The sequence below is a fragment of the Secundilactobacillus odoratitofui DSM 19909 = JCM 15043 genome (assembly GCF_001434895.1).
Taxonomy (GTDB): domain Bacteria; phylum Bacillota; class Bacilli; order Lactobacillales; family Lactobacillaceae; genus Secundilactobacillus; species Secundilactobacillus odoratitofui.
The window spans coordinates 40,028-66,030 of record NZ_AZEE01000004.1; the positions used below are offsets into that span (position 1 = coordinate 40,028).

Below are 26,003 nucleotides of genomic sequence, written 5' to 3' on the forward strand. Positions count from 1 at the left end.
CACAGTTACGCGCAACAAGAGACCACATTTACCAGTATTAGATATATTTCTTATCTGCATATCAAAGTTTTCTGTTACAAATGGTGAAATTGGGTTAAAAAAAGGTGCGAATCTGGTATGATACGAGTAAAGACTTAACCGGAGGAGGATCTGAGATGGCAAAGTGGTTTAGTGGGGAACAACACCATTACATTGCGGGAAGCAACCTGCATGATCATGAACTGGACTATGGGGAGTTCTTTACGAATTATATTAAATCGAAGCAGAAGAATATGGACCGTCAAAGACGCCAAGTTCAGCAGGTGTCTGATCACATTAAAAAAGAACAGCAACGTAACCTTGAACAATAAGCACAAAAAATCGCCCGCATGTCTGATTGAAATTAACAATCAGACATGCGGGCGATTTTTAGTTTAATCAGACGCATTATTCATTATCGGCCTGTGCACGGACACAATTGCGGCCGTTTTGTTTGGCGGCGTAGAGGTTTCGGTCAGCCTTTTTATAAACGTCGTTAGCACTGTAATCACCAGCGCTAACGTGGGCTTGACCAATGGAGCAGGTGATGGTGAGGTTCGGATCAGCCTTTGGAAACCGTACCAGTTTTAAAAGCGTTAAGAAGCGTTCGCCAATTTGCATTGCTTGGGCGTGATTAAGCGGCGTTTGCGCAATAATCGCAAACTCTTCACCGCCCAAACGGTAAGCCGTTGCGGGAAAAGGTAAGGTATCGGCGAAAGCGTCCAGTTCTAAGGCCAGTTGTTTTAACACGATGTTACCGCTTGGATGACCATAGGTGTCGTTGATCTGTTTAAAGTGATCAAGGTCACCTTCGAACACGGAGTATGGAACGCCATTTTGTTGAAATTCGGCAAAGCGTTTGTCTAATTCTTTATTGAAGGTCCCAAAATTATGAACGCCGGTAAGTTCGTCAATACTGGCTAATTCATGAATTTCATCCGTTCGCTGTCTGGTTAAACGCATCAATTGATCAAATTCTAGGCAGAGAACGGCCATGATACTTAACGCAATCAGTTGACGGAACCAAAACCAGTTGTCAGTGGTTAGGTGCATTTGGGCGACCATCGTCAGGATAGCGGCTGCAAAGATTGCAAAGACAGTATACTTTAACAGGCGATTGTGGATTAACCGAGTAGCGTTTGCCTGCGTGATATAAAGTGTTACACAGGCAATCAGAGTGGCAATCCCACCAAGGATGGTCAGTGGCGCGCCAAACGTCAAATAGTAAACAACGATTAACCCCGCATCCACAATTGCCTGCCAGCGTAGGCCAAGTTGTAGATTAAGCAAGTAGATGGTTAAGATCATCATGTTGAGGTAAGTCCAGTGGTAGCCGGTCTGAAGGTGAGTGTAGTAGGCATGATTGAGCATCTGAGCAAATAAGAAGGCCATAAAGCCAAAACCAGTTATGAGCGTGAGCAGTCGGCGATGCGCGAACACAAATGGTGTCGCTGTGCTGGCATTGAGCCAATAGAAAAATGAAGTTGCGCCAACCATGACGATAAAATTAGTGATGAGTGATAAGGTAAATGAGGTAAAAATTTCGGTGAAGGGCATCATTTTCCTCCATTAAAAAGTATATGTACACAGTCAAATGATGACCGGGATGATTATCATTTGACCTAGCTTTGTTAAAATCGGTAACAGCAACCTTACAAGTTAGGCTGCCGTTACCGATTTAAAGTTGCTGATTAGTAACCCAAGCTATTGACGTTAGCGCGCTGAGTTTTCGTACCAGTCCACATTGGCACCTTAACGACCCCAGCAATTTTACTCTTCTTTACAAAGCCCCAGTAGCGACTGTCGTTTGAGACGCTACGGTGGTCACCTAAGACGAAGTACTCACCCTTAGGTACGACGGTGACGTGATTTCCCCAGCCATACTGCTTAGCCAGTGTCTGAAGCGTCCAGTTGTGTGACCCCGTCCCAGCAGTAGCCTCACTATTACTGATGAAGCTTTGGTTAACGACTTTATCGTTAACGTAGAGCTTGTTGTTGATGAAGGATACGGTATCACCTGGCAGACCAATGACTCGCTTAACGTAGTCAGTGCCGGCTGGTGCTTCGGGGTCTTCACCATGAGCGTCAAACACGATGACACTTAGGTGTTTGACTTTTGCTTGCTTAAACATCCAAATCCGTTCATTATTAGTAAGGTTGGGTTCCATTGAAGGGCCGTCCACCCGAACAGGCGAGAGGACGAAACTCTTGAGCAGGAACGCCAAAATCAAACCAATGACGACGGGGAGTATGATTTCTTTAACGAATTTCATATTGATATTTCCCTTCCCTCAACGTCACGTTGAGGTTTTTAATCTAATTAAAATACACCTTATCATACTCTCTTTAATCCACCGGTAGCAACAATTCACACGGATTTAGTGTAATTGTTATCGGCGTGTTAAATAACTTTCGGTAGTTTTTCAGAAAATTCCCGTATGATGAAAGCAAACTTAGCTTAGAAAGGACGACAATAATGTCTGAAACACATCATCGCCTCCGCTTCATTCTAATTTTGGGTACTTTAAGTGCTACTGGGCCATTATCTATTGACCTTTATTTACCAGCGTTACCGCAAATGATGCGGCAATTTCAAACCAACGCTTCCGCAATTCAACTGAGCTTAACGGCCTGCTTATTGGGTTTAGCGTTTGGTCAGTTGATTGCAGGGCCGTTGAGTGATCACTACGGTCGTAAGAAACCGTTGATGATCGGTTTTTTGGCTTTCGGCATTGCCTCATTTTTGATTGCGCTGACGCATTCAATCGTCATGTTGATCATACTACGCTTTATTCAGGGTTTGGCGGGTGCCAGCGGTCAGGTACTGTCACGAGCGGTCGCGCGGGATTTATTTAGCGGCCACGCACTGACGAACTTTTATGCCGTTTTAAACGCCGTTAACGGCTTATTTCCCATCTTAGCACCGATTATTGGTGGTTACATGATCAAGTTTGTCCCTTGGCAAGGGGTCTTCGTGTTACTAGGTATTATCGGTGTGCTTCTAGTGGGCTTGATTATCGTCGGTATTCCAGAAACGCTCGCAACCAAGGATCGATTAACGGGGCCCATTTTTAGTACGTTTAAGTCGTTTGGTGACCTCATGAAAGTGCCGGGCTTTACGCGCAATATCGCCATTACAGGTGTCGTTTACGGATCATTGTTTAGCTATATCTCGGCTTCAACGTTTATCTATCAGCAATTGTTCCATTTGTCAGCCCAATCATTCAGCCTCATCTATGCACTTAACGGATTAGGCATCGTGATTGGCAGCGGGTTACCGAGTCGCTTAAATAATGTACCAGAAAAAAAGCAATTACGAGTGGGCTTAATGCTCGTCATTATTGATAGTTTAGCGTTGTTGGCAGGTTCACTGACACACTTCTCATTGCTTGTCGTTGCAACCCTATTATGGTTGTTGGTGCTTTGCATCGGCATGTTGTTAACGTTGACGACGTCAATCATTATGAATCAAACGGCCAAAAACGCTGGTAGTGCCTCTGCCTTAGTTGGGCTATCACAAAATGCATTTGGCGGCATATCGTCACCACTCGTTGGGCTGTTTGGTACTGCAAGTTATGCGCCAATGGCTGGCTTAGTTTTAATTTATGGGTTATCTGCGCTAGGGCTTTCTCGTACCAAGTAGTAGGTAATCCTTGCGAAAGCCGAGTTGGTAGCATAAGCTTTAGCTATGCAAATCAACAGGAGGTAGCATATGACAAATAAACCTTTAAAACTGACACGAACGGATTTTGAAACCTATCATGAAGCGTTAGCCAAGCGGCCTGAAGCCGACGTCATCAGTCGGGCCGTCATGACAAATGGTGTTGATGCAGCGGCAACTGATCCGGCCGCTAAGGTGCGATTACACCGCGAGTTTTCGGTCGAATTACCCACTGATCAGGTCACAAACCAAAAGCAAAGTGGTCGTTGTTGGGAATTTTCTCTGCTGAACACACTACGGCACCAGTTTGAGCAGACCCACCACGTTAAAAATTTTGAACTGTCTCAAAATTACCTGTTCTTCTGGGATAAGGTTGAGCGCGCCAACATGTTTTATCAGCACATTATCGAAACAGCGGATAAGGGTCCCAATGACCGAGAAGTCGCCTTTTATTTGAAAATGGCTGGCGGAGATGGTGGTCAGTGGCCAATGGCAGCCGCATTAGTTCAAAAGTACGGTGTGATGCCAGCATACGCCATGCCTGAAACTTATAACAACGACCATACCAGTGCGTTTGCGTCGACCTTGGCACGTAAAATGCGTCACGATGCCGTAATTTTGCGGGATTTAGTGGCTCAGGGTGCGGATGAAGAGACGTTAACGGCCAAGCAGCGTGAAATGGTCGGGGAAGTTTATCGGATGGCGGCATATTCATTCGGTGAGCCACCGGCAACGTTTGACTTGGAATACCGTGATAATGATAAGAAGTTGCACTATCAAGCGGATGTTACACCACAGGATTTCTTTAAGGATGCCTTTTCAGTTGATTTAGATGATTACGTGGTGGTGACGAACTCACCAGATAAGCCTCTGAATGAGCTTTATCGCCTGGCAAGCCAAGAAAACATCGTGGGTGGCAAGCAGATTCAGTTTTTAAACGTCGAGATGCCGGTTCTGAAACAAACGGCGATTGCGCAACTACAAGATGGCGAGACGGTCTGGTTTGGTAACGACGTGTTGCAGCAGATGAGTCGCGAACAGGGCTTTTTAGATGCTAAGTTATACCGGCGAGCAGCGTTATTTGGTATCGACTTAGAGATGAGCAAGGCGCAACGGTTTGCCTACCACGAAGCTGAAGTGACGCATGCGATGACGTTAACGGGCGTTAACCTGGTGAACGGGCAACCAAATCGCTGGAAGGTTGAAAATTCCTGGGGTGAAAAGAACGGTGAAAAAGGGTACTTCGTGATGAGTGACGACTGGATGGACCAGTTTGTATACGAAGTAGTCGTTCACAAAAAGTACCTCACGGATGATCAGCGCGCTATTTTGGCCCATCAGCCAGTTGAATTGGCACCTTGGGATCCGTTGATGTAGATGGCCCGAAGTAGCGAGAGATTACGATTTTAGAAGCATACCAGCACCAAGCAATCTAAAAAGAAGGTCAATTCACGAATGAATTGACCTTCTTTTTGTAGATTCAGATATAAAATTACGTACTAATCAAAATGTAATTCAATACCCTTTTGACTATTCGTCACCTTTACGACGACGTTTTGCCAAACCTAGAATACCTAAAGCGCTTAGGAGACTCAAGCCCATAACGGCCATTGAGTTCTCATTAGCATCATTAGTTTGTGGCAATTTAGCCTTCGAGGTATTGGCATCAGTATGGTATTTGGCCATCCGAGTTGTTGCAGCGACGGCTTTAGCCTCTGATGAGGTGGTGGTGGTTTGTGCATTTACACGAGTGCCATCCGTTTCAGTACTGGTTGTTTCTGGTGCAACTGTTGTACCAGGTTCAGTCGTAGTTGTCTCACCAGGTTTAGGGGTAGTCGTTGTGGTGCCCGTTGACCCCGTGGTGTTATCGCCAGAAGTTGACGTCGACGTGCCACCGGTGGTTGAATCACCACTGGTTTCACCAGTAGTACCGCCCGTGGTATTGTCACCGGTAGTAGTACCACTGTTACCGTTATTACCACCGCCATTATCAGTTGATACAACTGTGTACTCGATGGTAGCAGTACTATTAGCTAATTGATCAGCACTTGTTGGTGCTGGGTTAGCGGCTGCAATACCGGTGCTAGTTGTGGTGTAGCCAGTGATAGTTGGTGCGGTAACTGCAGCATAACCATCTTGAGGAGTTGCAACCGTTTCACCAGTAACATCATCCGTAGAAACGTTCCAAGTAATCGTCTGGACAGTTGCCGGTTTCAAACTAGTTTGAGTGCCAGCAACTAGATAATTAATGGTCCGGGTAGTTGTTGCAGTGCTGTGTGTAATGTTGTGGGTCAAGTGGACCGTGATGGCTGAACCTGCTTCCGTAAACGTGTAGGCCACAGAACTTGCTTGATCAGCTGCCAACGTGTAACCCGTTGGTACTTTAACCGTGTAGGTCCCAGTTTCACCAATCGTACCAGTCAAGGTTTCAGCAGCACTGGCAATGGTCTTACCAGTAACATCATCGACGTAGCTAACTGGAATGCTCAATGCGTCGGCCGTGTAGTAGATAGCGGCACTGGTATCACTTGGTGCAGTTGTTGAAGCATCTGGGTTAACTGCAGCAACACTGGTAGTCGTTGGGGTGTAACCCGTAATAGAGGCAGCTTTGGTTGCGTTATAACCACCTTGTGGGGTGTAGATACTGTCACCAGTAACTGCATCGGTTGAAACGTTCCAAGTAAGTGATTGGGTCGTTGCTGGCGCTAAGGCAGTGGTCGTCCCTTTGAGGTAGTAGTTAACCGTTTGAGTCGTCGTAACCGTACTATGGTTAACAGCATGGGCAAGTTGAACGTTGATGACGTTCTTAGCAGCATCGGCGCTAAAGGTGTACGCAATGTCAGCAGCTTGGCCTTTAGCAAGAACGTAGCCTGCTGGCACGATGACGGTGATGCTACCTGATTCACCAGTCGCACCGTGAAGGGTAACTGAGGCGTTATTAACTTTTTCACTGTTAGTTGCATCGACATAGTTGATTGTGATGCTTTGCGGATCGGCAGTGTAGTAAATCGTCGCACTTGTGTCAGTTGGTGCGCTCGTTGATGCATCAGGTGTAACTGCTGCAACACTTGCGGTAGTTGGCGTGTAGCCAGCTACTGTAGCTGCAGTTGTCGCTGCATAGGCACCCTGTGGCGTGTAGACAGTCTGGTTAGTCACTTTGTCAGTAGCCGCTTTCCATGAAATGGTCTGCGTCGTGGCAGGTGCTAAAGCAGTTGTAGTGCCAGTCAGTTGGTAATTGACCGTTTGAGTTGTATCCACGGTGCTGTAGCTAATCGCGTGTGTTAAGTGAACGGTAATCACGTTCTGAGCGGCGTCAGCGCTGAAGGTATAGTCGACGGTTGAAGGTTGACCCGTCGCCAGTTCGTAATTCGTTGGGACCTTGACCGTGTAAGTACCGGTTTGATCTGTTGTACCGGTCAGAGTCGTGTTAGAACTGGCAATCGAATCACCGGTGACATCATCCACGTAGTTGACCTTAATAGTCTGATCGTTAGCCGTATAGTTCACCGTTAACGATTGTGGTGTTGGTGCAGTGGTTGAAGTGGCAAATGAGAAGCTGGACTCGTCTGGATCAGCTGTGTAACCAGCTACAGGTGGAATCGTTGCTGCCTCGCTGGTCGAAGCTGGTGTGTACGTGGTGATGCCAGTGACGTCATCAGTACTTGTCGTCCAGTTCATGGTCTGAGTATTATCGGTTAATGCCTTATCAGCTGGTAAGCCAGTGTAAGTCACTGTGTAAGTTGAACTAGCTGTACCAGCAGTTAGTGCGTGTACCAAGTGAATGGTGATTGTATCATTGTCATTGGCAGTAAACGTGTGCGTACCAGTAGCACTTTGACCGTTTGCTAAAGCATAGTTCGTAGGAGCTTTAGCTTGCCAGTTAGCGATGCTGCCAGTAACGCCAGAAAGCGTTTGGGTATCGCCGACTTGTGCACCACCATTATCATCGTCGACAAACTTCACATCAACTGTCTGGGCATCAGCAACATAGTTTACCGTGGCTGTTTGACTACCCGGATACGTCGTTGATGACGGTAGATTGAAGGAAGTTGACTCTTCTGTAGGAGTGTAACCGGCTACGGTAGGAGTATTAACAACTGAGTAGTCAGGAACGGTTGCGTAAGTGGTGATCCCAGTTACTTCATCGGTCGAAGCCGTCCAAGTCACATCTTGTGAGACAGAGTAAACGGTATTGCCGTTGGCATCAACGGTTGAACTAGTCCAAGTGCCAGTTGATGATGGTGTCGGTGTTGGTGTCACGCCAGCAGGTAAGCCGGTATAGTTCACGGTGTTAGGAATTGTGTATTCTTCAGTTGAAACGGCGTGATCTAGGTAAACCGTGTAGACCGGCGACGTACTATCAGTATCGCCGAAGGTCAGGTCATAGGTAGCTGGGGTGCCGGATTTCAAAGTGTAGCTAGTCGGTGCAGTAATAGCAACGGTTGTTGTATCACCAGGAGTGCCCTTCACCTTTTGAGTCAAGACGGTTGAGCCATCCGTGCTATCAACGTAAGCAATGGTATCAACTACTTTGCCATCAGTTAATTCATAAGTGATCGTATCGCCATCGAAGTAATAAGCAACGGTTTTGCCAAATGCAGCGGTGTCGTTCGGCATACCATCATAGTCACCGTGATCTGAGTTAAGAATTGAAACTTTGAGTGACCCATCAGCATTAGTGGCTAACCAGTACCCAGATGGAATTAGGTTGGTATCGGTGGCACTAAAGCCTGAGGCGCTGCTTGGATACGTTGACGCTGTTAAGGTATCAACGTTATCTTTGTAGGTCTTTTGCAAATCAGCTAATGAGATGTACTGATCATCGCCGTTGTCATCAACGTAGTGGAATTGCACGTTCACCGTTGAGGTCCCGGTGATAGCAATTGAAGCGGCTTTGTTGGTAACGGTTGGGGCTAGCCCATTAATATATAAAGCTGTTTGTAAGTAGCCGGTGTGGTTACCCTGAGCAGCAAAGTCTTTAGCCGTTCCGGAAATATCGATCCGGCCAGTAGAATTACTAGTTGGTAAATTACCGATGCTGATGTAAACGGAACGAATAGTGCTCCAATCAGTTACTTGGTCTTCAGTAACGTAATTACTTAAATCAGGAGTAGCTGTTGAATTGCTGGTATCGTACAGTTGGGTACTGTAGTAAACCGTACCAGACATGGTTGCACCATTATTACTTGAATTTGTGAAATTAGTTGGCAATGTAATTGGACCAGTCAATTCAAAATCATAAGTGGATCCTTGGCTGTCACCCACAGTTGGTAAATTGACGATGACACCCGTATTGGTATCAGTTACGTCAGTTGAATTGGTGACATTTGTGTAAAAGTCCATCTGTGAGGTGCCAGAGACATCTGAAGTACCTGCAGAAACAGCATCGTTGTTTGTATTACCTTGTGCAAACGAAGAGTTTGTCGTGGTAGAAGAAGTTGAAACGGTAAACATTTGAGCATCAATATAGATTGCATTGGTGTCACCGTCAACCAGGGTCTTGTCTGTAGGTTTGTTGGCTTGGCCACCCTTGTCTGTTAGTGCTGTGGTTAAAGAGGTCATGTACAGAGATGCTTTATATTGGCCATTAACAGCATCAGGTAGAATATTTCCTAACGTTACTTTGTAGGTATTAGTTGGTTCATTCAGGTTGACATATTCTCCAGTCCCGGTGTAGTCGATCTTAACGCCAGTTTGACCAGTGTCAGTGGTGTAATACGAGATTTGAGCGCCTGCCGCAAGATCGGCTGCTGGAATGGTAACAGGATCAGTAGCTGCAATTGCATGTGACGCAGGTAGGACAAAATAAATAATTGGTTCATAGACGTAGTCGGTAGTTTGAGTAAAATCGCCCTGGGAGATTGACATTACAGAACCTGCCCCCGTGCCAGGAGTTGTTTTATCCGCGTTCCATGCGTATAGGGCAGTTTTTGCTACACCAGCTGATACGGTTTGAACGTTAGTTGATGTAATTGTTTCGTTACCTTCACCTGGGAAACTAATTTCTGATTTAAAGGTCAATTCATCGTTATTTTTAACGGAAGTACCATCATCGTAGGTTGTTGAGAGTGTACCTATCGTACTGATGACGAGTTTACCCGCACCAGCGGCGATGTAATTGGGAGTGAGCACGATTTGCCGAATTGGTGATGGATTATCCGGTGAGTTGATTTTGCCACCCGCGGCAACCGTGCCAGTTGAGGTTGTACCATCCAGATAAGTAACTACGTATCCATAACTGGTGGTACCAGTGGTGTAGTTGAGCAATACGTCAGTGGTGTTGTTGACTAGCGTAGAACTAGTGGTTGGCACGTAAAAGCCAGTTGCATTAATACCACTTGGAATCGTCAAGGTAATGACACCGTCAGTGACGTTTGAGGCAGAGTTTAATGTAAAGGCCACCTGATTAATGTATTCTGGGTCATCAGAAGTGATGCTATCAAGTGTAATGGCTGATCCACTTTTACTGTTACCAGTACCTGTTACAGTGGCAGAGGTAGTTGTTGTATCAGCGGCGGCAATGGTTTCTGTCCAAACGGAGTTATCCGAAGTAGTTGCGGTGTAAGTGCCAGCGGCATTGATTTGGACGATTGATGCACCACTAGCTGCGGTTACAGTTTGAGCAGTATCGGTTTGAGTAATATCGTAAGAACCCGCTAAGTAATATGGGTATAACAGTGAACCAGTTGAACCCTTACCTGCTGGTACTGTAATGATAATATCTGCGCCAGTACCGGCCTGAGTAATAGTAGTGCCATCGTTAAAGTCATTCAAACTGGCCGTCAGATTACTGTTTAAGGTAAATGAGGCCGGCGTTGGAATAGTAATTACTGTACCACCAGCATTTAAACTTGAAGCAACACGAGTTGAGGCATAGTTGTTTCCATAGTTGTTCACATCATTAATTGAAAAAGTATAGATGTAATCAGTGTCAGCATTAACAGCCGGAGTCGTACTAGTGCTTGGTGTGAATCGAGTTGGTGATGTTGGAATCGTAACGGATGGTTCGTAGTACTGCGTTAAAGCAACACTTGCATCATCCTTACCATTTAGGGTTGTTGTGATGGCCCGAGTAACGGTTTGACCAGCTTGGTCGGCGGAAACAGCAGTACTACTAATATTACCAGCTTGGCTGATCGTCATTGCATTACTAAAATTGGTTCCGGGTGTTGAGGTGAAAGTATAGGTTACTGTAGTGGTACCATCAGCGTTCTGTGTAACTGTTTCGGTACCATATTGATTGGAGCCCATGTCGGTAATGCCACTGTTATTAGGTTCATACTTTAAGGTATCTAAGTCAGTTGGAATATTGACCGTCACAATATCACCGGCCACGATATTAGAGAATGAAACAGTGATAGTATATTTTGTCGTTGAATTAGTCGAGTTTGTCCCTGCACCCAACGTCGTCGTTGGCACCGAAATTGAAATCTTACCACTCGTAGCCGTTGCTAAGGTTGCGTTAACTGCTTGAGCTTGGCCTGTGAGGGCATACTGAGTTGCAGCCGCCGTTTTAGCATCTGCTAATTCGGCCGCTGTTGCATCTGTCAAAGTGACGGTATTAATAGTTGCAGCAGTTGGTGTGGTGACCGTTGTTGTCGTAGGGGTTGTTGCAGTTGCTTGAGTTGCATCTGTTGCAGCCGCCTGTGGTGTCGTTGAACTGCTGGTAATGGTCGGTGCACTATTAGTACTGCTGTCACTGGTTGTTGATTGTGCTTGTGCAGTACTGGTGTCGGCCGTTTTAGTGTTACTTGAAGTGCTTTTGCTTGGTTCACTAGCCGTGGTTTTAGTTGCCTGACTAGTGCTTGTGGTTGCAGTTTTAGCGACGTCAGTTTTAGAAGCATCGGTTGTAGCCGTGTCGTTAGTAGTCGTGTCAGAACTTGCCTGACTTTGACTAGCTGCTTGACTGCTACTGTCAGAGCTCGTATTGCTCGTTGAAGTGTCAGTACTTGATTGGCTGGTTGCTGAATCAGCACTATCCGAAGTTGCAGTCGATGCGCTGTCTGTGTTCGACGTATCAGTCGCCGTCGTGCTTGAACTGGTAGCACTAGAACTGTTGCTTGTGCTGTCATTTGCCACTTGAGTGGTCGTGACAGTGCTATCGGTTGCGGCGAAAGTGGTTAAGTTGCCACTGAAAAAGATTGCAGCGCCAAATGTTAAACTAGCGATACTAGCAAACACCCAGTGTTTACCAACCTTATATGCCTTATAGTGTGTAGAAAGGTTGTTTTGCGCAACCTTCTGATGGTTATTTTTTCCTACCATGTGAATATCCCCCTCTATATCTGTCAGCTAAAAGGTAGGTGAAACCTAATCCCAGCTCCATCTAGGATTAGCAAGCCTGCCATCTTAGTGGTAGTACAATACACGAAAATGCCAGTGTTACAAAAATTCATCAAGGTCGTCAACTATTACGTTTTGAAAAGACCTATTTGGTTAAATAATGACACAATACAGTCAAAATGTATAGGAAAAACGAGCAAAAAATGGCAAAAATAAAATGACTGACACAGCCACCTGAAAAGGCGACAGTATCAGTCATTTTAATGATTTAAAGAACTTTATAAGCGGATAAGAGTGAGATGGTTTCGACGTCATTTAACTGCGCTTTTAAGTCGTGCAGTTGTGCTTTTGACATCTCGTGCGTGATGATGACGACTCGGGCGCTTTGATCGTCGTTTTTAGTTTGAACGATTTGACTGAAACTAGCACCGATTTGAGTCATGATCTGAGTGAGTTTTAACATCTGACCCGGAACGTCTAACATCTTCAAGGAGAGGTAATAGGGGTAGATTACCTGTGCGGGATCCACTTTTCCAAGTTCGTCTCGGAAGTTGTTAAATGAGTTGCCGGTGGTGCCTAGGGCAATATTTTTGGTTACCGAAACAATGTCGCTCAACACGCTGTTAGCGGTCGGCAGACCACCAGCGCCGGGACCGTAGAAGAGTGTTTCGCCAACTGCTTCACCAGTCACCATGACAGCGTTGTTCTCATTATTGATGGTAGCGAGCGGATGATCTTTAGGCACCAAGACTGGGCCAACTTCCGCAAAGACGCCACCGTCGATTCGACGAGAAACGCCCAGTAACTTGATTGTGTAACCAAAGGCATCGGCCTGAGCCACATCCTCAAGTTGAATGGTAGAGATACCTTCAACGGCCATGTCCTCTAACTTAATGTGGGTACCGTATGAGAACTGGGTCAAGATGATCATCTTATATGCAGCATCGATACCTTCCACGTCGTTAGTCGGGTCGGATTCCGCAAAGCCAAGTTCTTGGGCTTTTTGCAGTGACTGGTCATAAGACCAATTCTGGCGTTGCATTTGGGTCAAAATGTAATTCGTAGTACCGTTGACGATGCCTTTAACTTCGGTAATGTGATCGGCCGCAAAGCTGGTGACGATGGTCCGCAAAATCGGAATACCACCCGCAACACTGGCTTCATACATGAGGTCGCAGTGATTTTGGCGTGCCAAGGCAGCTAGTTCTTCCCCGGCAGATGCGATTAAATCCTTGTTAGCGGTAACCACGTGTTTTTTGGCGTTGAGTAACTGCGTGATGACTTCCTTAGCCGGATGAACACCACCCATCACTTCAACCACGATTTTAATTTCGGGGTCATTAATGATTGCATTGAGATCCGTTGTCAATTGGATATCACTTGAAACGGCGTCTTGATGCTTTTTCACATTTCTGACAACCACCGTTTTCACACTTAATTGACGACCGGTAATGTTTTGGACTTTATCCTGATTTTCAGTGACCATTTTCAGTACGCTGCTTCCAACGGTACCAAGGCCAACTAAACCAATTTTAATGTCGTTCATAATTCACAGCTCCATTTATCGTTTAACTAGCAGTATAGCAAATAAAATGAGAAGTTTGTGAAAAAATAAAGGTTTTCTCATTAAAAGAGGTGACTAAAGAAGTGACCAACCTGTTTAAAGAAGTGGCCAAACCAATTTGTACCGCCCGTATTACTTTGCTGAGCAGACTGTTTTTTCACGGTTTTGGTAGCTGTTTCGCCTAAATTAGTCGTAGCTGGTAAACCGGTGTTTTCAAATGACGTCGTTGTGACCTGGCTACCTTTTTGAATCGGCAGCTTGGTGGCCGTCAATTGATTGGACACTTTAATCTTGCTAGCGTCTTGGCCCTTACGGTACCAGATTTTAGTCGTTGTCTCCGTGGGAGCGGCGGTTACTTTTTGATTCTTCACACGGTACGTTTTATTCGATTGTTTGACCGTTTTATTTAAGAGGGTTTTGTCTAAATGGGTAATCAAACCATTCATCGCCGTAAAGGTCGTGTCGCTGCCAAGAATGGTTGCAATAAGTTCACGACCATTGCGCCAATAAGTGACGGTTAGGCACAACCCAGCGGTTTCGGTATAGCCGGTTTTTAGGCCAGTCAGGTGGTTACTTGCCCGATAGTAAGTACCATCTTTGACCAGGGCGTTGGCATTGACCAAAGTCTGTCCGTCCAAGTCATAAGTCGCCTTACTGCTCCACTTGCTGATTTGAGGGAAAGCGGCCACGAGGTGCTGCGCAACAACGGAGATGGCCTTAGCGCTCACCATGTTTTGGGCGCTGGCACTCGTGTTGGGTAACCGGTAGCCATAGTGTTTGAGGTCAGTATTATCCAGACCGGAGCTGCTAATGAAGTGGGCAGCTATCCCCCAGTCCTTGGCCTGTTTATTCATCATGGCAATAAATTTTGCGTTGCTCCCACCAGCGACTGCATTGCCAAGTGCGATTGCGGCCGAATTAGAGGAGGCAATGAGTGCAGCTTGATAGAGTTGCTTAACGGTGTATTGCTTACTTCGCTTGATTTTAAAGGTACCTAAGCCGTAATTCTTACTCATTTTAATGAGGTTCTTGTCGACGGCGACTTTGTCAGACCAGTGGAGCTTGTGTTGGTTAATGGCTTCAGTTGTCAAATACAAGGTCATCATTTTTGATAAGCTTGCAATTGGTAAGGTTTTATCAGCTTTGTTTTCGTACAGTGTTTGACCGCTTTTGGCGTCCATAACGTAGGCTGCCTTAACTTTAGTGTAGTTAGACATCAGACCGTCTTTTTTGCTTTTAGCAAAGCCGGTGGTTGCTGGTGAAAACAACAATAAGAAACAGGTCAGTGCAACGAGGACACTGACCCAGCGTGATCGAGAATGGATGTTTAAAATGGCAGGTTGCCTCCCTAAAAAAGATGAATATAGTATAGCAAAAAAATAACACCAAAGCGGCAAAGAAAGGGTTAAGAAATCAAAAAACATAATCTAAACGATTATTTTTCAGTGAAGGCGGTAAAAATTAGCGGGAAAATGACCGGGATTTGACTAAACGAACGATGACAAAGTAATGCATAATTTATATACTATAAATTTGATAACTTAAAAATAATTGGTTGATAGAATACAAAAAAAACGATCGCCTGGGTGGACGATCGTTGATGGAAAACGTTCCATTTTTACCGAGGTCGCGGTAAAAATAGGGAACATAGATTGGTTATTAGGTTATTTGGTATGCCCATACTATACAGCAAAAAAAGAAGAAATGCACCATTTTTCCTAAAAAAGATTGGCCTTTTCAGTCGCTCAATTTTCGGCATTGTTGATATATTCGCCCAAAATAATTGTATTAATAACCTAAACGTCGCACAACTTTTATCGCGTGATTAATAATAGGGCGTTACCTTCAGAGAAATATATTCAAAAATGATATAATTTGATTTGTAAGAGGGGAGTGAGACCGTCGTGAAAATTAGAAAAATGACCTCAGCGGATGAACCGGCAGTGGCAGCCATCTATCTGAAAGACCGTCAATTATACTTTCCCTGGGTCGCCAAACCAGCACTCGCGGATTTTAATCATGATTCAAAGGGAGAGGCACTATTTGTAGCTGAAATAGATGGTCAAATTGCCGGGTTTGTTTCGTTATACCGCGTAATGGATTTTATCCACCTACTATTCATCGCACCGGAGTACCGTCGACAGGGTGTCGGCCATGCGTTACTGACTGTCATGCGACGTGAAGCCAGGGGACCACTCACTTTAAAGTGCGTCATGACCAACGAGGACGCGCTGAAGTTTTACGCATCGGAAGGCTTCGTCGTCAAGCGAGAGAATCGGTTGGCCGTTCCCGCTAACTATACTTTGATTGATGAGCGCACACAGCAAAATTGAATGCATAAGTCTGGCGTTGTACTCCAGAACCAAAAAACGATACCGTGAATCCCAGTATGTGGCGTTTACGGTATCGTTTTTGATTGGTTAGCACCCAATATTCTTAAATGAATAATGGGTAGCGAGACTAACACAAGGTAGCTTATACATACAGTAAGATTTGGTATCTCAATCAATTAAACATGAGCATCATAAGCCTTGCAGTTGTCACCAGAAACGGTTTCGAGAATATGTTAAAATATGCAAAAATGGAATAGGTTAGGAGTGAACGTGATTGGATATTATTAAGTTAACGGCCTTTGTTGATTTAGCGGAGACGCTCAGCTATACCAAAACGGCTGCCCGGCTATTTTCGACGCAGGCCACTATCTCTAAGCAAATTTTGGCGCTCGAAAAAGAACTCGACATTACGTTAGTGGACCGCACTCATCGTCAAATTGATTTGACTGAGGCCGTTCGGTTAGTTTTACCGTACGCCAAAACCATCGTAGCTGCTCAAGCTGAAATGATTTCAACGCTTAAGCATCAACGGCAAGTTCAGAGTATGACCCTCACGATTCACAGTATTCCATCGGTCTCACAGTACCGCGCTTTTAACCTAATCGCGGCTTTTGCACAGCAACATCCAGAAGTTGACTTACATTTCTCAGAAGCTGAAACGGATACGTTGTTACCGTCATTAAAAAATGGAACTAGTGACATCGTTTTTACCCGATTATTCGATGATCAGGCAGGTTCATATGAAACCCTCATTGAGGAATCTGACCGTTTTGTGGCAGTCTTGCCAAAGACTAATCCGCTGGCGCAGGCTAAACAATTACAGGTCACTCAGTTAAAAGATCAGCCGTTCTTACTATTAAATGAAGTTACTAATCTTTACACACCGGTCATGGCGATGTTAACTGATGCAGGGATCACACCGAAAGAACTTTATCGTGGTCAGCGAATCGATCTCATACTGGGAATGGTGAACCGTGGCATGGGTGTATCAGTTATGATGGCGAAATCACTGGATTTATCCGATTATCAGAATGTGACCACGGTGCCGCTAATGCCTGAATATGCGAGTCAGTTAGCGTTTTTACGCGTAAAGCAGGCTCGGACGCCAGCTAGTGACCTGTTTTGGCAGTTTGTGGCACAGCACGATCAATAAACAACATATGCCATTCCGGAATATGTTATCGACCATAACCGAATTGTTTAATCTGACGAAGACTTGCATAATAAAGTTATCAAGTTGAACGGAGGACGAGAACATGACAACGAACGAACCTTATGATTTACGTAAAGTGCTTGCTGAATTGAAAAACGAACCTGGTCAGTATCATGAAACTGACAAAGAAATCGATCCTAACGCTGATTTAGCAGGGGTTTACCGCTATATTGGCGCTGGTGGGACAGTTAAACGGCCAACCCAAGAGGGACCAGCAATGATGTTTAACAACGTCAAAGGCTTTCCGGGCAGTCGCGTTTTAATTGGCGCAATCGCATCACGTAAGCGTGTTGGGATGATTTTGCACCACGACTACAAGACGCTTGGTCACCTGCTTAATGACGCGGTTAATCACCCAGTGCAGCCCGTGACGGTCTCTAAAGATCAAGCACCTGCACAAGAAGTTGTTTTGAAGGCGACTGATCCCGATTTTGACATTCGTAAAATTTTAGCAGCGCCAACCAACACCGAACAAGATGCTGGTCCGTATATCACAATGGGCGTTGTCTATGGATCAAGTCCTGATAATAAGCAAAGTGACGTTACGATTCACCGGATGGTTTTAGAGGATAAGGACACCATTGGTATGTATATTATGCCAGGCGGCCGTCACTTGGGCGCCTTTTTGAAGGAATATGAGGCGATTAATGAACCAATGCCAATCACCATCAATATTGGGTTAGATCCAGCAATTGCGATTGGTGCAACCTTCGAGCCACCTACCACCCCACTTGGTTACAACGAACTGCAAGTGGCCGGTGCGTTACGTGATGAACCGGTTCAACTCGTTCAAGGTACGACGGTGAACCAACTTGGGATTGCCCGTTCAGAGTGGATCATCGAAGCCGAAATTTTGCCAAATACGCATATGCAAGAAGATATCAACACGAATACTGGGTTTGCCATGCCTGAATTTCCAGGGTACGATGGCCTAGCTAATCCGGCCGTTAACGTGGTTAAAATCAAAGCAGTGACACACCGTAAGGATAACCCAATTGTGCAAACCACGATTGGCCCATCAGAAGAACACGTTTCAATGGCCGGTATTCCAACTGAAGCATCCATTTTGAGCTTGGTTGATCGTGCCATTCCGGGTAAGGTTAAAAACGTCTACAATGCGCCTGCCGGTGGTGGTAAGTTAATGACGATCATGCAGATCCATAAGGAAGATGAAGCGGATGAAGGGATTCAACGTCAGGCTGCTTTACTCGCCTTTTCAGCCTTTAAGGAACTGAAGACCGTGATTTTGGTTGATGATGACGTGGATATCTTTGACTGGAACGATGTGATGTGGACTATTAACACTCGTTTCCAAGCTAGTCGTGACATCATGGTTCTGGAAGGCATGCGCAACCACCCACTCGATCCGTCTGAATTACCAGAATACGATCCAGCTCGAATTCGGATTCGCGGCATGAGTTCAAAACTTGTGCTCGACGGGACGGTGCCATTTGATATGAAGGATAAGTTTGAACGAGCACCATTTAAAGAAATGCCGAACTGGGAAGATTACCTCAAGTAAGCGGCGAAACAGAAAGGAAGTTATGATATGAAACGAATCGTGGTTGGCATTACCGGTGCGTCAGGTACAATTTACGGCTTGCGCTTGTTAGAAGCGCTCAAGGCAACACCGGACGTGGAAACCCACCTCGTCATGAGTAAATGGGCTAAGGAAAACTTGGCCGTTGAGCATACTGGCTATACACTGAAACAAGTTAATGCGTTGGCTGATGTGGTTTATGATGAACGGGATATGGGTGCCACGATTGCTAGCGGTTCGTTCATGCATGACGGAATGGTCATTGTGCCAGCCAGTATGAAGACGGTGGCCTCAATTGCAACCGGATTGGGCGATACTTTAATTGGTCGGGCAGCTGACGTCACCTTGAAAGAACGGCGACCACTGTTATTTGTGCCACGTGAATCACCATTTAATCAGATTCACCTCGAAAACATGCTGAAACTTGCTCAAATGGGCGTTGAGATCATTCCGCCAATTCCAGCTTTTTATAATAATCCTCAAACAATTGATGATTTGATCAATCATAATACGATGAAGTTGCTCGATCATTTGCATATTCAAAATGATTTTGGTGGTCGTTGGCCGGGGTTAAGTCAAGCCAAGGCTGCCTTAAAGGAGCGTGATCGTGGATGAGTCAAACCTTTGTTTTAACGCAAGCAGGTTTTAAATTAGAAGCGATAATTGAACGCCAAAATCAAGACGTGTTAATTCAGCTGATTGGTGGCGACGTGCCCCATTATGGTGTCGTGACGACCGTTGGCCCAACGACAGAACCGCAGACCATTGCGTTGCCGAGTCGTCCCGGCCATCACCATCAAGAGGGCGTTCTCACGGAGTTAATGGCGCGGTTACTAAAGCCGGTGCTGCAAAACAATGCGGTGATCGTCAGTGGTGTCCACGTGAACTGTATTCAACCTGAGCAAATGCAGGCAATGACAGGGATGGTGACCACACTGAGTCACGAAATTGGCAGTTGGTTGACAGCTCACCCGCGAGAAAAGGTGATTGAGCGGTTTGCAAAACGTTAAAAACAATCAACTTTAAATTTATAAAATAGGCGTACCCTGGATTCCTTGATGATTGGAATCTAGCGTACGCCTATTAATTTAGAATTTAGTAAACTGTGAGCTACCCCTTTTTCAGCAGTTGCTTTGGTACAGCTGGTGAAAAGTGTTGGTGTCCCTTGTGTTTGGGATGATTATGATGGTGACAGTGACCGTGGCCACTATGGGCCTTAATTGTTAATTGCTTTGTTTTTTCACGTTCGATTTGGAGTTTTTTCTTATAGATTGAAGCTTTAGCATGACCGTGAATCAACAGGGCTAATGGAATCATTTCGATTGCTAATCCAGCTGGAATCAACCAAGGATTGGCTTGGATGAATTCGATGCGTTGATCAGCGAAATCACGTAGTTGTGAGAGGTCAACAGTTGCCGTTTTCTTTGCCATAAAAACCACACTCCTTTTGAATTCATCATACCTTAAAGTGAGGCAGATTGCAGTAGGAAGCGCTAACAATTCGAAATATTTGACTATTTTTAAAGCAACCGTTTAGCGATAATCTTTTGCTAATTGACGATAGTACGCTAACGACTGTGGGTCAAGCCGAAGCCGTTCACTGAAGGCGGCATCACTTAATTCAGGGTGTTGGAGAAGATCATTAATCACAGCACTTTGAAATAAACGGGTTGGAATAAGGGGAAAGCCCAGTCGTTTTTCATCCGGCTTCAGATATTTATGTAGGCCAGCACTAGTTAGGTGAGGATCGCCACTTAGTCGCTGTTTTAAAAAGAGATCGTGACTGTGGTGACGTGCTTGAAGCGGTTGGATAAAACGCTGATAAGTTGCCCAAAATGTCCGTTCATCAGCATTGAAAGCTTGTGGTTGAAGTTGTTGGTAAAAATTAGGTGCTAAAAACTCTTTTGTGGTATAAAAATGGCTAATGAGAAGCAAAGTTAACCGTGTATAAACAGCCAGCTGCTGATCAGCTAATATATCGGGCATTAAGTGAAGCCATTTGGTTGAGGGCGTTTTTAAGTCATCGTGAGACTTGCCCTTTAAGGTGAGTGTAGGGTAGTGGGTGATGAGGTTGTGCGTAAACAAGTATTTGAAGTAAATGTTAATGTGTGACAGCATTTTATTGTAAGTACCATTGGTGACGTGACGTTGATTGATCAGCATCGCTAGGTATTGTTCAACGTCGCGGTCTAGCAGCGTTGAGACGCGGTGATCTTGCTGGTAACCAGCGTTAAAATTGCTGAGATAGTTGAAGAGGTCGGTCAACACTGAATCGTATTCGGCGATTGTGGCAGTCGCAAGTTCTTGTTGCTGCAGGTATAGCTTAAACGTGTCTTGATAGGGATAAGCGTTCGTGTGTGTCATGGTAAAACCTCCTCAATGGCACTATTATACTAAAAATCTGAGCGTCATAAAAAAACCGGAACAAATTTAATTGCGCCGGTCCCTTTATCAATCTATTAAATTAGCGTTAGTTAGCTTCAACAAAGACAGCATTCGTTTTGTCCATGTCAACGTCACGAACGGCTTGATAGCCACTCATGTGCAATTTAGTGGCTTTATTAGTACCCTTAGTCGTGTTTTTAACGGTCACGGTTTGGGTCATGTCGATTCCAGAAAGCTTACCTGACAGTTTAATGACGGTTTGATTTTTACTGTTCTTAGTGAAAGTGTACTTGACGGTACCTTCCTTGTTAAGTGCGTTCGCCTTTTTAGCGGCACTGTAAGTCTTATAGAATTTATTCACGTTATACATGGTTGCCTTGCCAGTATTCTTATTAAACGCGATAGCTTCAATTCCAGAATTACTTTTATGGTTGATTTTGCCAGCTAAATACCAGAAACCGTCGCCGGATAATACGGATGATTTGACATCTGCATGCTTCGTGGTCGTAGGTTCATTTTTAAAACTGGCTTGTTCATTCGATTTTGTTGATGACTTACTCCCACAAGCCGTTAAAAAAATCGCTAAAACCGCAACAAGACTGAGTAACAGCGCCTTGGTCCGAGTTTTTTTCATTTCTAATCACCTCATTAATTTGTGTGTCGAGTATAGCACACTGCAGCAAGTCGGCAAAGCCGTTGCACAGAACCTTAATATTTTGTTCAAATGATGTAATATACAGATCAGCAGAATTTTTTAAATTTCACCTTTTCTATAAATAAGCCCTATACGATCGCTGGAATTATGTATAATAAGGCTAAAGGGTTAATGAGGGAACCCTGTTTGCAACACGGAAATGAGTTATTTTGGCATAAAGGTATAAGGAGGGGCGTGCGATGGGGCATTTTATTGATTTAACTGGCCAGCGATTTGGTCGGTTATTAGTCATGGAACGGGCTAAAACTGTGGCTAAAAACGGTAATCTTTGTTGGTTGTGCCACTGCGATTGTGGCAAACACGTCGTTGTTGAAGGTTACGCACTAAGAAGTGGTGTTACCAGGAGTTGTGGCTGTCTAAGGCGTGATGTTTCTAGACGCAACGCTAAGTGCAACCAACGATTTATTGCGGCACAGGGTAGTAAATTGGTGGATGAAAATGGTATTGGGTTTTCATCTTTCATTAAATCTAAGCGTAATCAGTCCGGTGTGATTGGGGTGTCATTTGACAAGAAATCAGGTCATTACGTCGCCAGGTTAATGTATCATGGACACTATGTTTTGAATCACACCACCGAAACGTTTGAAGAGGCTGTGGCCTTGCGAAAACAAGCAGAGCAGCATTATTTTAAGCACATAGATGAACAATAAGCTAATCGGTTACCTCAAAGGATGACCGCTAGGCAACAGGCACCCTGCTAACTAATTGGTTAACGGGGTGCCTGTTAAGTTCATCGTTAATAGTTGAATTGACTACTAGACCGAACGTATGTTTCTTGATAAAATTAACGTATTCGCATACGGGAGGAATAGTCATGCCAAGAAGGCGTCGTCGGAGCAATAATTCATTTTTTACTTGGCTGGTGATTGCGGTTGCATTGATTGTTGGTATTTCGTCAACAATGAACGATCAATCCTCATCGACCAAGCATTCGGTCAGTTCAGCAAGTAGCCAAACGACTTTACAAGAGAAGGCCAGTTCGGTCATTCACTCGTTTACCGGTCAATCCAATTCAAACACAACGCATTCGAGTGAGACTGGTAAAACCAGTGCAACAAGCACAGCGGGATTGGCAAAGCTGACGTACAGTGGTCAACAAATTGTGAAAGTTAACGATAACGTGCCAACGTTTACGAAGGCCCAGCTCAGTACGGCCAATGGTGCGTGGCAACAATACCATAATTTAGATCAATATAACCGGGTGACTGGTGCTGACGCGCTACTTGCTAAGTCGTTGATGCCTAAGACGGAACGTGAACCGCTTTACGTAACGCCAACGGGTTGGCACAATAAGCGAATTACGTATCAAGGTAAAACAGACTGGTTATACAATCGAAGTCATCTCATTGGGTATCAGTTGACGGGACAGAATAATAACCCTAAGAATTTAATGACGGGTACTCGTTCGCTGAATGCGCCCGGAATGGAAAACTATGAGAGTGAAGTGGCGAGTTATTTAAAATCGCACCCCAGCGACTATGTCCGATACCAAATTACCCCGGTTTTTCGGGGCAGTGAACTGTTAGCGCGTGGCGTCCAGATGCAAGCTGAGTCAATTGGTAGCCAATCAATTCGGTTTAATATTTATATTTTTAACGTTCAGGCCGGTGCACAAATCGACTACGCAACGGGAAGGTCAACGGTTTCTAGTCGGTAACGAAAAACCTAGGTTATACTGGTTAATTACTTATCCGTTATAGCTTCAAGGGCATTCACGGTATAAAATAAGGTATCACGTTGAATGAATGGAGAACGAAACAATGCAGTTAGGCAGTATTGAAGCTGGCGGCACTAAGTTTGTGTGTGCCGTTGGTAGTGAACAGTATGAAGTGATTGAACAGACACAGTTTCCAACTACAACCCCGACGGAAACGCTAGAGCGAACGGTTAACTTTTTTAAACGATTCCCTAATCTAGATGCGATTAGCATTTCGTCTTTTGGACCAATTGAAATTCGTAAGACGGCACCTAAGTATGGCTTTATTACCAATACACCTAAGCCTAATTGGCCTGATACGGATTTCCTGGGTTATATTAAAGCGGCTTTCGATGTGCCAGTCGTTTGGACAACGGATGTGAACGGGTCAGCTTATGGTGAGTATATTTCTTTACCCGTTGCTAAACGGCCAAATTCGCTGGTGTACTTTACGATTGGGACTGGTGTCGGTGCCGGTGAACTCGTGAACGGACACTTTTTGGGTGAGCTTGGACATCCAGAGGTCGGGCATGTGCGCTTAAAACGACACCCAGATGATCTTGATTTTGCTGGTATCTGTCCATACCACGGCGACTGTTTAGAAGGTTTAGTTGCTGGACCGACCTTTGAGGCTCGGACTGGTAAAAAGGGACAGGATGTACCCTTGACCGATCACGTCTGGGATATCATGGCTTACTATATTGCGCAGGCTGCCGTTCAAGAGACCTTGATGTTACGACCGGATAAGATCGTCTTTGGTGGTGGTGTGATGAGTCCAGCATTTTTAACTAAGATTCGTGAACAGTTCAAGTTGTTGATGAACGGTTACGCGGACGTGGGCGAGTTAACCGACTACATGACGATGCCAGTCGTACCGCATAATGGATCTGCAACTGTGGGAAATTTTGCGCTGGCTAAGGCGCAGGTTAAGCGTTAATTAATTTTAGATTGAGATAAACCTGAATAAGGGCTCATTTTAGGCGAAGTTATTCTGCTTAAAATGAGCCTTTTTTGCATCCGTTAGTCATGATTTTCGACTTATTGCGTCAAAGTGGGTGGTGAGCCAGATTCAGCTAAAATTATTAAGTATTTCTTAAGAAAGTATTGAAGCTTTCAGGTACTTTGCACTATGATAGTACTTAATGAAAACAAACTCGAATAACTGTAACAAGGGGAGTGGAAGTATTGAAACGAGTTATGATTGGCCTAGTAAGCTTACTTGCCTGTCTAGCGCTCGGACAGCCGGTTGGGGCGGCTGCTTCGGTTAAGGTCTACCATCAACGGTCATCAGCGTTGACGTATCATCGGAGTTGGATGCGCAAGGTGCACGATACTAAAGTGCGGTACGTCAAAGTACCTAAGAGCTACGCACATATGAAAACAAAATCAAAAGTGAATACGGTTAAGTCAATTGCTGGCACGAAGGTCACTTTTAAGACCCGGCTATTTTTACCGTTACCTGGGAAGAACGGTCAGCGCTGGGGTAACCCGCAGTCGATTGCGGTGTCAAAGAGCGGGTATATGTATGTCGTATACTGCCCAACCAACGTTAAAAACCGCGGTCGAATCGTCCGGTTTAATATGAAACGGCTTGAGCAGCTTGGTGTTTACCGAAATCCGAAACTACTGAAGTCGACCTATGTCAAACATGCCGGTAAGTATAGTGCAACGCAAAAGAACCTCCAAAAAGCAATCAAAGTTGGTGGTATGTTTGATACGGGGCATGGGCAGTCATTGGCCTATAATTTAAAATCACATGCGTTATACATGTGGCGGGATAACGAAAAAGCAGCTCGGGTACCGACTACCAAAACAGGGTACATTCAACACATCAGTACCAGTTCACTGAAGCCAGATCGCGCTATCAGCTTCCACTTGTCAACTCGTGGTATGAGTGTTCCGGGTGGCCACACGTTGGCCTTTGACAAACATGGTAACGCCTATTTCTGGAGTAATCCTGGGTTTGGTGGCTATGTTTATAAGGGGAAAATTTCAGCGCATCACGTTAAATTCCGGTTAACCAGTCAGATTTTAAGCAAAATTCCAGGTACCCGAATTCAGAGTATGGGCTATAACGCTAAGAATGGTCGGCTATACTTAGTTTCGGATGATTCCATTGCCAGTTTTCCTGCTAAGCGCTTAAAGGGGCGGGGCTCACTGACTAACGGATCTTTCAAATGGTCTGGTTTATCACCAAAACGCGAGATGGAAGGCCTGACTTTTGATGCTTCAGGTCACGGTTATCTGTTGTGTAATCACAATCCAGAAGTGCTAATGTCAACGCATGCTTATTAGGTGAATGAACGAGGAGGGTGCGAGTGCCCAAGTGGGTAACTCACGTCCTCCTCATTTCAATTAGTCATAATTAGCGCCGTTGATTGTAGCGGTACAGTGCGTATAAGACGATTGCAAGTAGGAAGCCGAAACCAATCATTGGGTTTTCGCGGAATAACCAGTGAAAAATACGGACAGTACCTAAACCGTGAATACCGTGGAATGCGGTGATGAATAGTGAGGTCATGTTGTACCTTCTTTCTGTCGATTCAAAAAATTCATGTGCTATAATTTGCAAATAAATAGGCGAAATACGGGGGT

21 protein-coding genes are annotated in these 26,003 nt (G+C 44.9%); 12 read left to right on the forward strand and 9 right to left on the reverse strand.

All coding sequences use genetic code 11. The features are described 5' to 3' along the window. Positions 1-155 precede the first annotated feature (155 nt). A complete protein-coding gene (locus FD04_RS01030; protein WP_056946367.1) occupies positions 156-350 on the forward strand; it encodes a hypothetical protein in 195 nt (64 codons plus the stop codon). Positions 351-426: 76 nt separating this feature from the next. Here FD04_RS01030 and FD04_RS01035 read toward each other — a convergent pair whose 3' ends face one another. Both FD04_RS01035 and lepB read right to left on the reverse strand, forming a co-directional pair. Then, complete coding sequence (locus FD04_RS01035; RefSeq protein ID WP_054702288.1) at positions 427-1,575, reverse strand: GGDEF domain-containing protein; 1,149 nt, start codon at positions 1,573-1,575, stop codon at positions 427-429. 134 nt (positions 1,576-1,709) lie between these two features. Next, a complete protein-coding gene (gene lepB, locus FD04_RS01040) occupies positions 1,710-2,291 on the reverse strand; it encodes a signal peptidase I (RefSeq protein WP_054702290.1) in 582 nt (193 codons plus the stop codon). 203 nt (positions 2,292-2,494) lie between these two features. Between lepB and FD04_RS01045 the strand changes: the two genes are divergently transcribed. Together FD04_RS01045 and FD04_RS01050 are read left to right on the forward strand one after the other, a co-directional pair. Continuing rightward, positions 2,495-3,661 carry a multidrug effflux MFS transporter gene (locus FD04_RS01045; RefSeq protein ID WP_056946369.1) on the forward strand — a complete coding sequence of 389 codons (1,167 nt, stop codon included), beginning with the start codon at positions 2,495-2,497 and terminating at the stop codon, positions 3,659-3,661. Between the two features lie 69 nt (positions 3,662-3,730). Beyond that, a complete protein-coding gene (locus FD04_RS01050) occupies positions 3,731-5,056 on the forward strand; it encodes a C1 family peptidase (RefSeq protein ID WP_056946371.1) in 1,326 nt (441 codons plus the stop codon). Positions 5,057-5,209: 153 nt separating this feature from the next. On the opposite strand, the gene FD04_RS01055 is transcribed toward FD04_RS01050, so the two are convergent. From FD04_RS01055 to FD04_RS01065, 3 genes are all read right to left on the reverse strand, one after another. After that, positions 5,210-11,944, reverse strand: coding sequence for a mucin-binding protein (locus tag FD04_RS01055; protein WP_056946373.1), 6,735 nt, complete (start codon positions 11,942-11,944; stop codon positions 5,210-5,212). Positions 11,945-12,230: 286 nt separating this feature from the next. After that, positions 12,231-13,508 (reverse strand): homoserine dehydrogenase, encoded by a 1,278-nt coding sequence (locus FD04_RS01060; protein WP_056946375.1) that lies wholly within the window; start codon positions 13,506-13,508, stop codon positions 12,231-12,233. 80 nt (positions 13,509-13,588) lie between these two features. Then, a complete protein-coding gene (locus tag FD04_RS01065) occupies positions 13,589-14,794 on the reverse strand; it encodes a D-alanyl-D-alanine carboxypeptidase family protein (RefSeq protein WP_235805621.1) in 1,206 nt (401 codons plus the stop codon). A 636-nt stretch (positions 14,795-15,430) separates the two neighbouring features. Between FD04_RS01065 and FD04_RS01070 the strand changes: the two genes are divergently transcribed. The 5 genes from FD04_RS01070 (at position 15,431) to lpdD (ending at position 19,622) form a co-directional block, all read left to right on the forward strand. Then, on the forward strand, positions 15,431-15,859 hold the full coding sequence (locus FD04_RS01070; RefSeq protein WP_235805622.1) for a GNAT family N-acetyltransferase: 429 nt from the start codon (positions 15,431-15,433) through the stop codon (positions 15,857-15,859). Positions 15,860-16,133: 274 nt separating this feature from the next. Beyond that, a complete protein-coding gene (locus FD04_RS01075; protein ID WP_056946377.1) occupies positions 16,134-17,012 on the forward strand; it encodes a LysR family transcriptional regulator in 879 nt (292 codons plus the stop codon). A gap of 103 nt (positions 17,013-17,115) precedes the next feature. Next, positions 17,116-18,594: a UbiD family decarboxylase gene (locus FD04_RS01080; protein WP_054702314.1), complete on the forward strand. Its 1,479-nt coding sequence runs from the start codon at positions 17,116-17,118 to the stop codon at positions 18,592-18,594. An 84-nt stretch (positions 18,595-18,678) separates the two neighbouring features. Further along, positions 18,679-19,227 (forward strand): UbiX family flavin prenyltransferase, encoded by a 549-nt coding sequence (locus tag FD04_RS01085; RefSeq protein ID WP_420806508.1) that lies wholly within the window; start codon positions 18,679-18,681, stop codon positions 19,225-19,227. Next, on the forward strand, positions 19,224-19,622 hold the full coding sequence (gene lpdD / locus FD04_RS01090) for a prenylated flavin chaperone LpdD (protein ID WP_054702321.1): 399 nt from the start codon (positions 19,224-19,226) through the stop codon (positions 19,620-19,622). Before FD04_RS01085 ends, lpdD begins: the two co-directional genes overlap by 4 nt. A gap of 100 nt (positions 19,623-19,722) precedes the next feature. Here lpdD and FD04_RS01095 read toward each other — a convergent pair whose 3' ends face one another. From FD04_RS01095 to FD04_RS01105, 3 genes are all read right to left on the reverse strand, one after another. Further along, a complete protein-coding gene (locus FD04_RS01095; protein ID WP_056946379.1) occupies positions 19,723-20,043 on the reverse strand; it encodes a hypothetical protein in 321 nt (106 codons plus the stop codon). Between the two features lie 102 nt (positions 20,044-20,145). Then, positions 20,146-20,976: a phage integrase N-terminal SAM-like domain-containing protein gene (locus tag FD04_RS01100; RefSeq protein WP_054702328.1), complete on the reverse strand. Its 831-nt coding sequence runs from the start codon at positions 20,974-20,976 to the stop codon at positions 20,146-20,148. A 106-nt stretch (positions 20,977-21,082) separates the two neighbouring features. Then, positions 21,083-21,631: a hypothetical protein gene (locus tag FD04_RS01105; protein WP_056946381.1), complete on the reverse strand. Its 549-nt coding sequence runs from the start codon at positions 21,629-21,631 to the stop codon at positions 21,083-21,085. A gap of 260 nt (positions 21,632-21,891) precedes the next feature. Here FD04_RS01105 and FD04_RS01110 point away from each other — a divergent pair, with 260 nt between their 5' ends. From FD04_RS01110 to FD04_RS01125, 4 genes are all read left to right on the forward strand, one after another. Next, positions 21,892-22,362 carry a hypothetical protein gene (locus FD04_RS01110; protein ID WP_054702331.1) on the forward strand — a complete coding sequence of 157 codons (471 nt, stop codon included), beginning with the start codon at positions 21,892-21,894 and terminating at the stop codon, positions 22,360-22,362. Positions 22,363-22,526: 164 nt separating this feature from the next. After that, on the forward strand, positions 22,527-23,369 hold the full coding sequence (locus tag FD04_RS01115) for a DNA/RNA non-specific endonuclease (protein WP_054702334.1): 843 nt from the start codon (positions 22,527-22,529) through the stop codon (positions 23,367-23,369). A 103-nt stretch (positions 23,370-23,472) separates the two neighbouring features. Next, entirely contained in the window at positions 23,473-24,345 is an 873-nt protein-coding gene (scrK, locus tag FD04_RS01120) for a fructokinase ScrK (protein WP_056946384.1), read from the forward strand. Between the two features lie 239 nt (positions 24,346-24,584). Further along, the gene (locus tag FD04_RS01125) at positions 24,585-25,703 is read left to right on the forward strand and encodes an SdiA-regulated/phytase-like domain-containing protein (protein ID WP_056946385.1); all 1,119 of its coding nucleotides are present in this window, start codon (positions 24,585-24,587) and stop codon (positions 25,701-25,703) included. 70 nt (positions 25,704-25,773) lie between these two features. Here the strand turns inward: FD04_RS01125 and FD04_RS12665 are convergent, their stop codons facing one another. Next, a complete protein-coding gene (locus tag FD04_RS12665) occupies positions 25,774-25,929 on the reverse strand; it encodes a hypothetical protein (RefSeq protein ID WP_169790165.1) in 156 nt (51 codons plus the stop codon). Positions 25,930-26,003: the final 74 nt, after the last annotated feature.